This window comes from Halogeometricum sp. S3BR5-2 (genome assembly GCF_031624635.1).
GTDB lineage: Archaea > Halobacteriota > Halobacteria > Halobacteriales > Haloferacaceae > Halogeometricum > Halogeometricum luteum.
Genome location: NZ_JAMQOQ010000008.1, coordinates 53540 through 69877, shown reverse-complemented (window position 1 = coordinate 69877; position 16338 = coordinate 53540). Strand labels below are relative to the sequence as shown.

Genomic DNA, 16338 nt, shown 5'->3' with positions numbered 1-16338 from the left:
CGTCTGAGGATTCGGTGTTCGAAGAGACCCGTTTTGATGGCCCCGAACTCGTTGTGACACTTAGTCAGGACCACGACGTCAGCCGTCTCAATCTCATCGCTCCTGATGGAAGTCTCTACACCCAAGCCGACGTTGCGGAGGGCGCCACGACGGTTCGACTCCGAGTAATGGATATTCAGCCTGGACTGGGAGACTATGAACACTACAATCCTGGTACGTACGAGCTGACCGCAGTCAGAGAAGAGTCCTCTCAAAGCAGAGAGCTGGAGATGCAGCCAAATCTCCAACTTACGGAAGCATCCCATTACCAAGAGGGAGCAAACCGAGGAAATCTCGCGTTAACTATCAGGAACACTGGAACTGCGCCAACGTGGCCCTATCAGATCGTCTATCGAGATGCACCTAACGAAGCAGCCAATGCGGAACTCAACGACAGGAAGGGGATTCCGCAGTTCATTACTCCCGAAGATCCAGTGGAGAACATCATCGGTCCGGGGGAGGCTGTTGATTTTGTGGGTAACACCCCACCGATTGTATTCACTGACGACGATTCGACAGAGCAGACCTGTGACGGTCAAGCGGTTGAATTCGTGGCTGTCGTTGGAACAGTAGTCGGTTCTTCACTCGAACAAACGATAGAAGTGTCTCTCAACGGAGAGCGGTCAGGTATCGGGACTTCAGACACGTACACCTGTTCTGAGATCACAGCAGAGCTCATCGCCGGAGGTGAGAACGATGCGTCCTAGTCTCAGGAGGGTCTCTACGATCGTCTGTGCCTCTGTGGTTCTGTTATTATTAGCAACCCAACCAGCGCTTGCACAAAGCGGTGCTTCCGGAGGTGGAGGAGCATTAGTCGACATTATTATAGAGGCCTTCCGGCAGCTACTGCGAGCTCTGTTTAGTCCGGTTGAAACCATCCGGAGTCTCGGAGATTCACTTGCCAGGCTTGTTGTCGGGACTCCTCATCCAGATTCTACGTTCAGCCGTCCATCCAATGGACCTTGGCCCAACATCTACGATTACTACTGGGGCACGATCATCCCGCTCTCGCTTTCCCTCTATGGGCTGTCGATTGGATTGGTTATTTTCTTCGAATCGACCAGCCATCTCTTCAGCAGCTACCATCGATCTAAGCTCAAGAAGCGGGCCTTCGCTGGTCTCTTGGGGATTCTCTCATGGTGGTGGATGGCTGCGCTTTCGCTCCGGTTCATCGATGCGTTGAGTGGTTTCCTGACCCCGAGTCTATCCAATATCAGTTGGTTCCAGACTCTGTCCTTCAGTGCTATCGGTCTTATCGGACTCGTCCTGAGCTGGGCAGTCGACATCATCCTCTTCCTGCTAATTGCCCTGATTTACCTGGTTAGACAGCACGCACTCTATCTCTATGTCCTCCTGATGCCTCTGCTGATCGTTCTCTGGATTCCGGGTGTGGGCCCGTTCAAGCTCGTCTCGAAGTTTATGAAGAAGCTCGCCAGTTTCTACGTTCCCTTCCTCTTTATGACGGTTCCTGTGGCCCTCCTCTTCCGGCTAGGTGATTTGCTCGGAACCAGTGCTGGGCCGACGCTCGGTGGGATCGGAATATGGATATCAGCACTTGTGATTCCTTTCTTGGCTCTCGTGTCGCCACTAGTGCTCTTCTGGCAGGCTGGAGCCCTGTTTTTCATTGGCGACCGGATGGCCCATCACTTCTCCGCCCAACGGGCTAAAAATCGTGCCCGTCGGGTTAAGCAGGGGATCAACACAGGAAAACAGGGCAGTCGGAACTTTGTGAGAGGACTTCGGGATGAACCCGCAATCACCCAGAGTGGTCAATATGTCTTCGACTCGGGAGGTTCGCGAGCACATTCAGCCGGTCAACGTTTGAACAATGTTGGGTCCCGCCTCCGGAATCCCGAGAATGGGAGCGGGGGGAATAGCGGAGGGAACCTCGGAGGGGGAGGAGCGAGTTCCCCATCTGAGACTGGCAGTACAGACTCTGGAGGAGACGCATACGACCGTAGTAACCAAGATCAGTTCAGAGATCCTGAAACTAGGGACCGATCCCGCGATTCGGCTGACGAACCGCCACGCTACATCCACTAACAACCCATGAGCTCCGCAACTGACCCCGCAAAACGCATTCCGAAGTCACTCGGTACCGACACCCAGTTCCTCGGGAAGTACTCGCTGACGGACCTAGCCGTTGCGGGCCTTCCCGGCGTACTGGTAGTCTTGGTGACGCAGGTCGTTATCCCACCGTCACTCACCGTTCGCGGCATTCCGGTGTCCGCGCTGACCATCCCACTCGCAGCGATTGCAATCGCCTTCGGTGGGCTGTTCGTCTACCTCACCCCCGGCTATACCAACAGTCTCGACTGGCTCGGCCTGTTCGTGAACTTCCATCGCAGCGAGACGGAGATCGCTCACGAGGAGGCGAAGGAGTACACCCACGTCGAGCGCGTCTACCCGCGACACGACGCCATCGAGCGGACAGACCGGGCCCTTGTCGGAGCCGTTCAGGTGTCGCCACCGACGATGGCGCTCGCGACCGACGAGGAGTGGGCCCAGAAGGCGGAGGCCTTCCAGGACTTCGTCAATACGACCGTCGAGTTCCCGATCCAGATTTACTCGACGACGCAGGCGTTCCCCGCCGACGAGTACGTCGGGCGGTACGAAGACCGGTTGAGCGACCCGGACGTCAAATCGAACGAGAAACTCCAGGCGCTCATCGAGCACTACGTCGACTGGTACGACCGGGAGCTGGCGCAGCGTCAGATGACCATTCGCGACCACTACGTCCTGATTCCGGTGCGACCTGAGGAGGTCCGATACGAACGGGCCAGCCTCCTCGAAAAGCTCGCTGGGATTCCTGTACTGGGCATCCTCATCCAGATTGTCACGGCGCCGCCGGAGGAGGAAGAGCGAGCCGCGATGCTTGAGGAACTGGACGAGCGGCGCCGGCGGGTCGAGCGCGGCCTCCGCGGCATCGAGGGGTGTGACACGCGCCCCGTTGATGCGGCCGAACTCACCCGCCTCATCGCGGAATACTGGACCGGCACGGAAATCGAGTACGGCGACCCCGAACAGGTGCTTCGAACGTCCCCCGTCATCAACAAGTCATGATTGGAAACCTGCTTCCGTTCACCAGCTCGGATAGTTCGGAAACCGACGACGAGGCCACGGCAGACGAGGCCCCTGACGAAGAGGGGGAAGATGCTGAATCACAGTTTACCGTGGACTACGAGGCCGACGGTGAGGCAGTCGACGGCATCCCCGAGATCCATCAGACCGTCGTCTCGCCGTCGAGTATCGAGCGAACGCCCAGCGCCCTCCAGACTGACACCCAGTGGGCGCAGAGTCTGTGGGTCGGTGAGTATCCCGATGCTCCGATGGACGGCTTCCTCGAAAAACTGTACGCGGCCGCCGAGACCCAACAGACAGATGTCAGCATCCACATCGATCCTCGTGATACGCGAGAGACGTTGGATTCGCTGGAGAACAAGATCGAGGACCTCGAAGCCGACTACGAGTACCTGACCGAAAAGCATCGTGCGAGCGCCCGGGGCGTCGAGAAAGACCTCGAGGACCACCAGGAGATGTACGACGTCCTTCGGAACACGACGATGCAGGCGTTCGACGTCTCGATGTATCTCACGGTCAGAGGCGACGACCGCGGGAACATCGACGCCGAGTCGGTGTCGACGACAGCCCGACAAGCGCCTGCGAATCTGACGCCGGTGACGCCCCGGTGGTCACAGCTGAAGACGTTCACCTCAGCGAGCCCAATCGCCCTCGATCAGTTCAACGAGACGCTCGACAGCAAGACGCCGATGCTCGGTGGGGCGGTCGGCGCGATGTTCCCCTTCGTTTCCGGTGCGTTTGCGGAACCCGGCATCGAGTACGGAACGTACGCGCTGAATTCGAGTCCACTCATCCTCGACCGATTCAAGCGGCAAACCGGTTACTGTATGATGGTTATCGGCCGGCTCGGCGCGGGCAAATCGTTCGCGACCAAGCTCCGGTTGGTGCGGCGCGCGATGTTCGACGAGGATACGGTCGTCATTATGCTCGACCCGATGCGGGGGTTCGCCGGCGTCAACGAGGCACTCGATGGCGAGCGCATCACGGTCGGTGGCCGGCGGGGGCTGAACCCGCTGGAAATCAAACCGACGCCGGACCACGTCCTGCAGGAGGTCGACGACATCGACCCGTGGGGCGAACAGATCAACTGGGTGATGACCTTTTTCGCGACGTTCTTCGAGCACGTCGCGGACCATCCGCTCGGCGAGCGCAACCAGACGCTCCGGCGGGCCGTCCAGGAAGCCTACGAGAAGCGCGGAATCACCCGCGATCCGGAGACGCACACCCGGGACTCGCCCACCATTCACGACGTCATCACGGTCCTCGAAGAGATGGTGGAAGATCCCGAAGAGTACGGGTACGTCACGGATGGGGAGCAGGAAGCCGTCCAGTCCGATGCCCAGTCGCTGCTGAAGGACCTCCGGCCGTCGTTCCGCGAAGGCGGTGAACTCGAGAATCTGGCCCGCCCCTCAGAGTTCGACCTCGATTCGAAGGTCATCTACCTCGATCTCCACCAAGAGGAGGGCACCCGTGGCCGAGCGGAAACCAGCCTGATGATGCAGGTGCTGTTCAACAGCGTCTACGAGCGGGTCAAGCAGACCGACAAGCGCGTCGTCTTCTGTATCGACGAGGCGCACTACCTGATGAACGACGCTGTCTCGCTGGACTTCCTGGAGACGGCCGTCCGACACAGCCGCCACTTCGATCTGAGCCTCGAATTCATCACGCAAACGGGGGGCGAATTCGCGCTGACGCCGGAGGCACGAACCATCGCGAACCTCTGTTCGCTGACCGTCCTCCACCGCGTCAACGAGGAGAAAGAGAAGATCGCCAAGTGGTTCGACCTCAGCGAGCGCCAGGTGAACTGGGTCACCTCCGCGAAGGCCGGCGAGGACGAGGACGGCTACTCGGAAGCGCTCGTCGGCATCGACCAGGAGGGCTGGTTCCCACTCCGAATTCGGGCGAGCGACTACGAGGCCCACGTCATCGACGGAGGCGCTGCGGACGTGGCCGAGCTCGAGCCCGAACCGACGACGAGCGTGACGAATCCAGATAGCCGACCCGCCGGCACGCGTGCCGACGGCGGTGAACCAACTAGCACTACCTCTCAGGAGGATGACTGAGCAGACCCCGTCAGAACTCCCGACAGTGGCTAACGGTAACGAGTATATCCGGATCACTCCCTCCCGGAGCGATCTCGCGCCGGAGACCGTCGTCCGTCAGCTGGCTGGCCTCCACGGCCTTGATGCTGGCAACGACGGACTCCTCGCAAGTATCGGTCCCTTCGGCGATCCGCCACCGGTGTTCGAGTTCCTCGCAGTGAGTGAGGGGGCAGACGAGCCGGTCGAGTTCTATTACGGGGCCGACCGCCGGCTGGATGCCTTCGAGGAACGCCTCCGGACGCTGTATCCTCCGACCGTCACGTTCGAGCGGGTCACCCTTGACTTGGAAGCGAAGCTACTCCCATCGACAGCAGACCCGTCTCAGGACTACAGTGCCGGAGGAGACGATAGCCACGGAATGAACCCCAGGATAGCTGAGGAATCCTCCGGAGACCCGAATTCGGATTCAGAGCCCGTGACTCTCTTCGATTCGACGGGGCAGGAACCGGTCGGTGATGGCGGAAGTGTACTGTCGGAGAGCACTACGTCGCAGGACGAGGACGAAGTCTTGTTCGAGGCCGATTTGAGTGACGAGCCCACAGCGGCTGATCCGTCAAATTCCGAGCCCGATGCCGATCACCAGCCGGCCCATGCGCAACCGACCGTCGATGAGACGACCCCACTCGGAATCAGTTGGCACGGGCAGGCTACCCGGCGGGAAGACTGGATGACGACACTACCCCAATTCACGAATACGGAAGACGACGATGACGATCACGCTCGGGCCCCGCTCGCGTCACTCATCGATCAGCTGACCCGGGCCGAACACCCGATCGCCTTCCAGGTACTCTTTCAGCGGAAATCGGACTGGACGCACGAGGCACGAGAGCGCCAGCGGAAGCTCCGTGAAGGCGAAGACCGGGTCGTCGATTGGTTCTTCGGAGAACTCCTCGGGAATACGGAGAACGAACCACAGAGCCCGTCGAACACCGGGCGACAGCGTCGGTATCTCGACATCGGTGGGCGGGAGCGAGTCGAGGCTATCGACGAGAAGGAGCCACAGCACACGTTCACGGTGAATTTGCGGGCACTTTCTCTCGTGACCTCCGACCGACAACGAGAGCGGGTTGACCATCGTCTCGACGATATCGGGTCCGTGTTTGACCACCTGAACGGGCCACACTATCGACTCCGACCGAAGCGCATTCGCCGTGGGCTTCGAAAGGGGCGGCGGGCCAAGAAGCACGCCGACCGGGTACTCAACGCTACGTTGGCTACCAAGAGCGACTGGCGGAAAACACGACCCGATCTCGTCCTCGGGCCGGCTGAGTTGGCGAACTTCGTGGTCGTTCCACCGGCGACTGACCTCACGACCGAGGGCGGGCGGGGGTCCGACGCCGAACCCGAGAGCCGGACGCCCCTGCCGCTCCCGGCGCAGGACCACATGGATGCGTTCACGGACTCCGGGATGGCGATCGGCCGCGGGCTCGGGGAGGACGGCACGCCCACGTCAGAGCCGATGCGGATTCCTCCGCATTTGCTGCCGTTTCACGTCGGCCGGTTCGCGAAGAGCGGCGCCGGTAAATCGGTCGCGCTGATCAACGACGCGCTCTCCCTGTACGACCATACCACGGGCCCAGTGTTCCTCATCGACTCCAAGGGCGGGAACCTCCCCGAGAACTATATGCGGGCTCACGCGAAGCGGTTCGGGACTGAGGACCTCGAGGAGAACGTCCTCCACTTCTCGGTGCCTGACATCCTGCCTGGCTTCGCGTTCTTCGACATTACGCCGGCGCTCGAGGATGGAGTCCGTCGCGTCGACGCGATCCAGGATAAAGCCGACCACTACGAGGAGCTCATCAAGCTCGTGATGGGGCCGGAGCGGTACGAGGACGCCATCGCCTCGCCGACGCTCATCAAGTACCTCATTAAGGCGATGTACGACGAGGAGTACGGCCTCGAAAACGGACACTTCCGGCAGGATACGAACTACTTCACCCACGACCAGTTCGAGCAGGCGGTGACCCAGTTCCATGCCGCCGGCCCACCAGATTCGACACCCGAAGATGCACCGCGAGCCAGCGACCCGCAAGTCGCGGAGAAACTGGAGCGACACCTGCGCTCGAACCCGGCGACGTTCTCGAACGTCGTGAGTGGCATCAGCAACCGGATGGACTACATCACGCAGGACGCCCACCTCCGACGGATCTTCAACAATACCCAGTCGCAGTTCGACTTCCGCGACCTCCTCGACGAGGACAAGGTGGTCATCTTCGACCTCGGCGATCTCCGCGACGAGGCCGCCCGTGTGATGACCGGCGTTATTCTGACGCAGCTTTACGACGCCGTCAAGCGTCGCGACGGCGACGAGCTGGCCCGCAAGCCGGACGACTACGTGGCGAACCTGCTCATCGACGAAGCGTCCTCCGTCGTCGTCTCGGATACGCTGACGACGCTGCTCGAAAAGGGGCGGGAGTTCCGGCTATCCATCGAACTCGTGACGCAGTTCCCCGAGCAGATGAAGGAGGCTGGCAACCGCGAGGTCTATCTGAACGTCCTGAACAACATCGGCAGTCCGCTCGTCGGGAAGATCGCCGTCGACGCCGACATCGCCGAGGCACTCTCACACGAGGCGATGGATCCCGTCGAGTTCAAGAATCGGATCAGTTCACTCCCGCGTGGCGAGTGGATCGCTCAGCTCCCGAGTCCGGAGTTCGGCGAAACCGGCCCGGACCCGTTCAGTATCGAACCCCTCCCGATTCCGCCCGGGCATCCCGATAGCGAGCAGCCTCTGACCGGGGCGCAGGAAGAGCGGTTCCAAGACGCCCTGGAGGCCGTCCACGAGCATACCCGCGAGGAGTACGGGGTCGCCGGCGGGACGACCGTGGAGAGCCGTGACGCGGCGACTGACGTCGCTCTGGAGAACGCCGACGATCTGCCGTTGGAGGTCGCGATGGCCCGTGCGATCCGCGCCGTCCAGCTGTCGAACAACGTCCGCGAAACGAACGGCTGGGTGTCTGTCGAGGACGTCGACGAGGAACTGCTCTCGCGCATCGAGGAAGGCACTATCGAGGCGCAGGGCTACGAGACGCTTCCGGAGGTGCGGGAGGCGTCCTCGCTCATCGAGGTCGATCTCCCGGACGGGGGATCGTCAGTTCAGTGTCGGCTCACGGATGAGGGTGAGCAGGCAGCCACGCCCGACACGTCAACGTCACCGACCGGCGGGGGCGAGCACCACGATTCAGTTCTTGAAACGGTCGAGCAGTCGCTCGCAACTACGGGGTTCTCCGTGGAGGTGCTCGATCAGAACGGGGAGTCCCGCCCCGACGCCATCGCGACGCATCCGGATCTCGACAGGGAGCTCCAGGTGGAGGTCGAAACCACCACCCACGTCCGGCCGGCGAAGGTCCTCTCGAACCTCCGGAAAGCCCAGGAACAGGAGCGAATCCCGCTGTTCGTCGTCGCAGACCACGACGATCAACCGGCTGCCGAGATTGCCGACCGGCTCGCGAAGATCCTCCGCGAGCCGCGAAATCAGCTCTCATCCGGTGAGACGCGGCTGTATACGATGAACCACAACGTCACATTCAACGGTGGTGCGCGAGCCGCGGATGGAGTGACGGCCGTCCGACCGGCCACTGGCGGCAGTCGCCACACCCGCTGGTTCGAGCGGGACGGTGCGTTCGTCCTCCAGGATAGTGCCGGAGACCAGCACGCCCGGATCGACTCCTTCGACGCTGTGTCGAAAGATCAGTTCCCGGCGACATACAGCTACGACGCCGAGAGCGAGACATACACCGTCTTCAGGCCGGGAGAACTCCCCGAGACCTACGAGTCCCGCGAGGCATTCGAAGCGGACTGGGTACCTGTCAAGCGCCCGTTCGTGCCCAGTACCGACCTACCCGTTCCGGAGTACACGGGTGACTCGTATGCGATAGGCGTCATCGGGGATGAGCAGAATCTCGAGCTCTACACCCCGGACTCTGACGCGACCAAAGACCTCGCTGCGCTCACAGAAGCGATCGAAAATAATGAACTCCATCTGGCAGGTGTGGAGCCAGACGAACCTGCCGATGAGCAATCCATGACTCAGGAAGACCACGAGAACGATCCGTTCGGCATCCAAGCATTCGTCCGCGATAGCATCGTTGAATCCGACGACGGGGTCGTCGCAGTCGCCGATGTCTACGATGCGTACGAGCAGTATGCGGCGACAGAGGAGTACGAGGTGAAGCCGAAAACCCGGTTCACACAGGCCCTTCGTGACCACGCTGAGTTCGAGCGTGGCAAAAAGTGGCTGGACGGACAGACGCAACGGTGTTACGTCGGAATCGAGCTGGCCGACGCCGGCGACCGGGAGGAATCGACCGATGTCAGTGTGTAATCGTTCTGCTCCCGCTCAGGAGGTGCAGGAGCACACGAGATGACGCTCTCAAAATCAGCTATCAGTGAGCACTACCGTCGCGCCAAACCCGTCTACGAGGCGCTGGCGGCCGTCAAAGACTATCCAACCATCGGGCTGAACGACTTCGTCGGGTGGTACATCAAACGCGACCACGACGACGTGGAGGCGATCAAGGCCGGGTATCCGCAGCGCGGGCGGGTTACCCGCCTCGATCGCGACTACGACGAGATTCACGACCGCCTCGAACGGACCCTCTATGCCGTCACCACCTACAAGACGCCGTCGGCCTTCCAGCGGTGGGAACCTTGTCGGTACGACCAATCCGAGGGGACGACCGTCTGGCAGGATGAGCCCCCGACCCCCGGGTATGCCGACATCCGGGCGGTTCCCGCTTGGGGCGATATTGACCTCGCTGATGATATCAAGCCGCAACGTGACCACCTCGATGCCGAGACGCGTACCCTCGTGGAGCGGACCCTCGAGGCCTACATCGAGGAGTATGCAACGCTGTACGGCACGCGAGACGCTGTGTATGCGCTGGACTCCGTCGGGGGCGCGTACATTTTCGGAGCCCCGGAGGCCACGCTCCCGATTGCGGATCACTTCAGCGATGATCCGGATGCGCTCCAACGGGTATTCGACGAGTTTCTCGACCGCTCGAACGCGTGGCTCCAAGAGGCAGAGGCCCGCGTGAACGAACGCATCGACGGCGCCGGCGACGTCATCCAGCCCGACTGGGTGAACAACAAGAATCGGCAGTACAAGCCGCCGCTGTCGGTTCACGCTGATCACGATGCTGTCGTCACGCCCATCACGACCGACGACGTTCGCTACGAGCTCCGTCCGTTCGAGACCGTCGATGACACCCTCATCGAGCAGGCCGTCAGCTGGGCCGACGAGCTCACGCAGGTTGAGCACACAGACTCCGTCGACTCGCTGGTCGCGACGCTCTGGCCGGATCTGTACGAGGACCACGACGGGTGGCGGACAACGCTGGAGGCGTGGATCGAAGCGGAGCGCGAGCGGGAACGGGAGCGAGAGCGACAGCGTGAGGCGGCGCTTCAGCGACGTGAGGAGCGGATGGCAGAACTCGATGGCGCCCTCGAAGGCCGGCCCATTACGCCGTTCAAAGAGGACGTCTACGAGGCTGTCGAGAATATCGACATCACCGAGATCGCCCGGCACTACGCGAGCGATGCCTACGATACGGATCCAAACCAGCCGCGGCCGCAGTTCGACCCATGCTGGCGGCACAGCGAAAGCGGGCAGTCCTGTTTCGTCGACGAGCAGGCCAACACCTTCGGCGATTCGAAGGTGAACGCCGGGGGCGGGCCGGCGAAGCTAATGGCGCTCGCGACGGGGATTATCTCCGACGCCGATGCGGATCTCGATGGGGAGGATTACTGGGCGGCCGTCGATGAACTGCGGAGCGCCGGCTACGACATTCCGGTGTGGGTTCCAGACGTCGGGTCAGACCGCGTCGACGGCGGAACCTACGACCAGATGCCCTTCTGGGCCGTTCGGAAAGCAGCTGTCGCGCTCGAGATCTGTCCAGAGGACGCGTTCGTCGATCGTGAGGGTGAGGAAGGAACCTACGAGGGATTCCCCGGGTACGAAACCTACAACGAGACATTGGAAGCCATCGAAGCGGCGGGGCTGCAGCACGGCCGAGAGCCAGTCCAGCCCGAAGAGGAAGAGGAGGATGAGGAATTGACAACGGGTACTGAAGCCCCTGAGAGCGGTGAGACAACGAGTGACCTGAACCGTGTTCACCTTCGCGAAAAGAACCGGCTGCTGTCAGCGAAGGTTGAGCAACTCGAGTCTGAATTGGACGAGAAATCAGAGGAAATTGAAGATCTGGAAGCGGAGATTGACCAGCTCCGAACGGAACTAACCACGGTACGCGCAGAACGGAATCGATTGGAGTCCGCTCTCAAGGATCGAGAGTCGGAACAGGATCTCAAATCGGGAGAAGAAAAAAACGAGACTGACGGTCCGTCCCCTCTGGATCGAGCGAAACAAATAGTTTCGTTCAACCGGTAGAGGAGCTCCTCAATACGACCTACAGAATATAATATGAGTCAGTACTGAAGATTTCCCCATCTCCTTACAACCGATCCAATCTCTCGGCCCTTAGGAACCGCTCAATCGGAAATCTGGTCAACACCAATAAATCCCCTGCCCGACTGTCTGATTGTGTGCCAAATACTTCGTCTGAAGAATGGGGGAGTTGGGTGGAAGACCAACTCCAGAAGATGGAAGACGTCTACCATCGTGACGAGGATCGACTCTTTTCGGACTATAATCGAGAGACGAAGCATATTGACGGATATTCTGGTCGTGGACTACTGGAGCTCATTCAGAACGCTGACGATGCCGGCTGGGAATCGTCCGGTTCGGTTGATGTCCTGATAGAACTGACAGAGGAAGGCCTATTCGTCGCTAATAGTGGGGACCCCTTCTCCCGCGAGGGAATCAGTTCCTTAATGCTCAGCGACAATAGCCCGAAACAATTCCGGGAGGAGTGTATCGGCTACAAGGGACTTGGATTTCGGTCTATTTTGAATTGGAGTTCGGACGTACTCATACACAGCGGGGACGTATCGATCGGATTCTCGGACCAATTCGCATCTGAGTTTTTAAACAAACTCCGTGCCGAAAACGACGAAATTGATAGGAAAGCTAAGCGATACGAGCAGCGGGGTGCCTCAAGTCCAATCGCAACGCTGAGCACGCCACGACTTCTCTCAGAGAGCGACGTTGTAGATACACGTTTTGAGGAAGTCTACAAACAAGGGCAACAAATCAAGGCCCAAGGATACGACACTGTAATCTGCATTCCTCTGTTTGACAGCGGTAGTCGGAACCAAGTTCAGAAGGAGATCAACTCCCTCTTCAAAGAGCTCACGCTGTTCCTACGGAGCGTAGACGATCTTCGTATTCGCAGTCCAGAACGAGAAGAGGATTGGAGTGTCGAACGCGGTGAGGAGAAAGTTATTGTTGACCACGGCAGCGGTGAACCGACTACGTGGAAAATATTCGAAGACTCAGGAGAAATTCCGGAGGAATATACCACCACTTCGCAAACTAAAGACCGGTACGAGATTAAAATCGCTATCCCCGAGGACACCGGATGGACAAAGCTACCATCTGATCTCTTTGTTTTCTTCCCTACCAAGGTCTCGTTCCCATTTCCGATGTTGGCGCACGCCACGTTTCAGGTGACAGAGTCACGAAATCACCTGATAGAGAGCGATGCTAATCGATTCGTCGCTGAACGATTAGCGTCGAAGATGATTGATGCAGCGGAGGACCACCGATCTAAAGAAACCCCGTGGGCCGCTCTCCGTACAGTTTCACCCACTGGACCAATCGGTTCTACGCTAAACAACCTCGGAGCACCGGATGAAGACCAAACCTCGTTCAAGCAGTTGCTTGAGTCAAAAGTTGCTACGCGTTCTCTTATTCCAGTGCAGGATGGTTCCTTTACAACCCCCGCACAGGCAAAGCGGATTTCCGGTGATTTTGATGACCTACTCCAAGGAGAGCTATTCGACGATGTCTGTCTGCACACGAATAGTCATGATGTGAGGAACCAGCTGGATCGTCTAGACGTTGGATACATCGACTACACAGACCTACGAACCCGACTCGATAGTATTTCAAGCGACCTGTCTATGACAGCCCGAGCAGGCATCATCACCCGTCTCGTCGATAATAATCTCATTGGAGACGAGACTCCACCGCGTCTTCTGATCGATGGCGAGGGTACTACAATCCCGTCTGAACGAACGACATTCCTCCCACCACAAGGGGAGTCGATTACACTCCCTTCATGGGTTCCAAGAGATATTCTTCACCCCGATCTTGCATCAAAGCTGCAGTCGAACTGGGGATTAACCAGTATTCGAGATTTGCGAATGAAGCTATCGTCGTTTAATATTCGTGAGTACGAGCTTTCAGGGTTAGTCCAAGCGGTTGTCACTGAAGCGAACGACCGCGTTTCTCAGGATCCGGAGTCAGAGGCACATTGGCGCCGAAAGATGCTACGGGGGCTATGGAACCTCTACGAAGCCGGTGCTAAGGGCGTGAGCCTCTCAGAAGTCTCGATTTTTATTCCGACACGTACCGGGACTTTCGCAAAGGCCAACTCTCTCTATCTAACGGGTGAGTACCCCAACGGCAAATTGGTCGAACATCTGTATGAGTCAGTAGATCAGGAGCTGTTCGTCGTAAGTCCCACAGAATTAGACTTCTGTGACGATTTGAGCAGGCTAGAGTCGTTCTTGCTTTGGTTGGGTGTCGCCGATGAGCCGCGATTAGAGCAACATGAGATGAGTAATTCTGACTTCTTTGACCACGTCCTCGAGACATTAGACTATCCAGCTGAGTTCGGGAGTGAAACAAAAGAAACCCCGAATGACGTTACGTCGACACGGAATTATCGGCTACGAAGGGTCGAGACAGTCGACCGACTTGAGGAGATCGTCGAAAGCGCACATCCGTATGCGATACTCGCGTGGCTTGCGACGATTCCAGAGACGACCAATCGGTGGCGGAAGAATGGATCAGACGCGATACTTGAGATCAAACCCAAGTACCACCAAAATTGGAAATCGCTTAACGAGCAGTCTGTACCATCCCACCCTTACTGGATTCTCCGAACGAGCATGTGGCTTCCTGTCCAAAGTGGGGAGACGGATCTTCAGACTCCACAGACTTGCTCGACAGCATCGTTAGCGGAGGATATCTCGCCATTAGTTGGATATCCGGCAGTAGATCCAGAATATCCGCTCTTCTCCGAACTGGGTGTTGACGAAACTGACATCTCCAAAACGCTCCGAGACCTGGGTGTAACGAATACACTCGCCGATCTTTCGTGGGAATCGTTCTACGAAATTCTGTTTAACCTTCCTGATCGGGATCCGGACGGCAAGGTGGCAAAGCGGGTCTATCGAACCTTGCTAAAGAACCGCGAAAGTGACGAGACTCCACCAGCATCTCTGCGTGCTGATTTCGTTGAGAATGGGGAAATGTTCGGAACTCACGAGGGAGTCGAAGGGTACTATCCGGTGTCCGAGCTGCGATACACAAACACCGACTCAATTCCTGCACCAGTTGAGGACAGATACCCCTCACTGAGGCTCGATAACCGCCAAGGTACTGAGAAGGTGAAACAGTTCTTCGGCGTAGAGGGGCTCACAAACTCTGATATCAACATTTCAGACGTCGACTACGACCACCACCTGTATATGGACGAGTTTTCGCAGGAGGTTGAAGAGTTGAAGCCGTTCATTTACGCCTTCAGAGTTGATGGCGACGATAATCGCCGGGAGCTACGGGCGATACGCGACGCAGAGATCGTCCTATGTAACGCGGTAAAGGCGACTGCATCAGTTGGTAGCGATACCTTCGATATCGAACTTCAACCAGGATCGTACCTCATTGACGATTCGACAGTGTATGTTGTGCCCGATATTCTCGACGGGAGACCACAGGTGACTGATGACCATCTTGCTCGGTTGGTCGGAGATGTTTTTTCAGATATCCTTGATAAGAAGCTGAGCAAGGATATTCTCTCGCTCGCAACAGCAAATGATCGGAGTCAGCGTTTGGAGGTGCTCTTAGGTGACGAATCCGCGCATAAGCGCTTACGTGAATCTAGAGCGCACCTCACAGGTGAAACCTCTGTAGAGTCGGACTCGGTTTTCACTGCGCCTGAAGTCACGGACGGAATGGATCGAACCAAGAAAACAGAAAGAGAGCGATCGGGAGATACCCCCTCGCGTGACGGATCGGCTGTCAATTCCCAACAGACAGCTGACGAAACATCTGCTTCGACAGCACAATCTGGCATCGACGAATCGATAGAGGGCGTCTCATCAAAGCAACAGGGCTTCGACCCGGTGAAGGGAAGATCCATCACGATTCGCCGAACATCCCAGACATCACAGAGCCGGTCGACATCGGGAACATACGATGTACCCGATTCTGAAGGAGCCGAAAAACTCGCATACTGGTTCGAAATTGACGCGGGACGTTTCCCAATCCTCGTTTCACATATCCAAGGAAGCGAAAGCTATGGGTGTGACGTATTGAGTTTTGAGACGGAGGAACGCAAAGAGGCATTCGAATCAGACCCTGACAGAACCCTCATAGATCGATATATCGAGGTGAAAAGCAGTACAAGTCAACAGGGATACGTAACTTTGGATGACGGCCAGGTCCAACAAGCCCTGACCCATCAAGACCGGTTCTATCTCTATCGAGTGTATGATGGATCCAGCGAGGACGGGTCGTATGAACTGGCAGTACTCGAGAATCCGTTAGCACATGGAGACGCGGTTAAGCGGAAAGCTTCGATAGATCCATATCGCACCGAGGAGGCCATTCGCTACTCTCTGGATCTTATTTCTGACGAGCAGGACGATTGAAATCCAATCCTCAGCTTTCGAGAAGTGGTATTCGGGAGAAGAAATCCGGACAATAGTAGACCACTTTGAGAGGATGAGATATGGAATCATTCGGCCGACGTAGTAACCTGACACCTCCTCCGAACGGCACTAGACAGCCGTCAGAACTCTACCGGAATCTACATCCAAAACCGCAAGACGGCTCCACTAGACAGCTGTCTCCGAATAGGTGTGATCTCGCCTGCTCTATCAAATCAGCTGTCAGGCCACGCCGTCTTGCGATTTGAGGAGACCTGACAGCCGAAAAATCAACCGATATATGGTGGGGGTGGCCGCCCAAAGTTGCGTTCGCGGCCAA

The 16338-nt window shown here is 58.1% G+C and carries 7 protein-coding genes; all 7 read left to right on the top strand.

Annotated features, from left to right (window positions below):
* Positions 1-14: 14 nt before the first annotated feature.
* The 7 genes from NDI79_RS21710 to NDI79_RS21680 all read left to right on the top strand — a co-directional run bounded on the left by NDI79_RS21710 (position 15) and on the right by NDI79_RS21680 (position 16001).
* Positions 15-746, top strand: coding sequence for a hypothetical protein (locus NDI79_RS21710; protein WP_310930752.1), 732 nt, complete (start codon positions 15-17; stop codon positions 744-746).
* A complete protein-coding gene (locus NDI79_RS21705) occupies positions 736-2082 on the top strand; it encodes a TrbL/VirB6 family protein (RefSeq protein WP_310930751.1) in 1347 nt (448 codons plus the stop codon). The genes NDI79_RS21710 and NDI79_RS21705 overlap by 11 nt, the downstream gene beginning before the upstream one ends.
* A 6-nt stretch (positions 2083-2088) precedes the next feature.
* Positions 2089-3102 carry a TraC-like domain-containing protein gene (locus NDI79_RS21700; RefSeq protein ID WP_310930750.1) on the top strand — a complete coding sequence of 338 codons (1014 nt, stop codon included), beginning with the start codon at positions 2089-2091 and terminating at the stop codon, positions 3100-3102.
* The gene (locus NDI79_RS21695) at positions 3099-5183 is read left to right on the top strand and encodes a VirB4 family type IV secretion system protein (RefSeq protein ID WP_310930749.1); all 2085 of its coding nucleotides are present in this window, start codon (positions 3099-3101) and stop codon (positions 5181-5183) included. The genes NDI79_RS21700 and NDI79_RS21695 overlap by 4 nt, the downstream gene beginning before the upstream one ends.
* Positions 5176-9546 carry a primase-like DNA-binding domain-containing protein gene (locus NDI79_RS21690; protein ID WP_310930748.1) on the top strand — a complete coding sequence of 1457 codons (4371 nt, stop codon included), beginning with the start codon at positions 5176-5178 and terminating at the stop codon, positions 9544-9546. The genes NDI79_RS21695 and NDI79_RS21690 overlap by 8 nt, the downstream gene beginning before the upstream one ends.
* 39 nt (positions 9547-9585) lie before the next feature.
* On the top strand, positions 9586-11610 hold the full coding sequence (locus NDI79_RS21685; protein WP_310930747.1) for a hypothetical protein: 2025 nt from the start codon (positions 9586-9588) through the stop codon (positions 11608-11610).
* Positions 11611-11801: 191 nt separating this feature from the next.
* Complete coding sequence (locus NDI79_RS21680; RefSeq protein ID WP_310930746.1) at positions 11802-16001, top strand: protein NO VEIN domain-containing protein; 4200 nt, start codon at positions 11802-11804, stop codon at positions 15999-16001.
* Positions 16002-16338 lie beyond the last annotated feature (337 nt).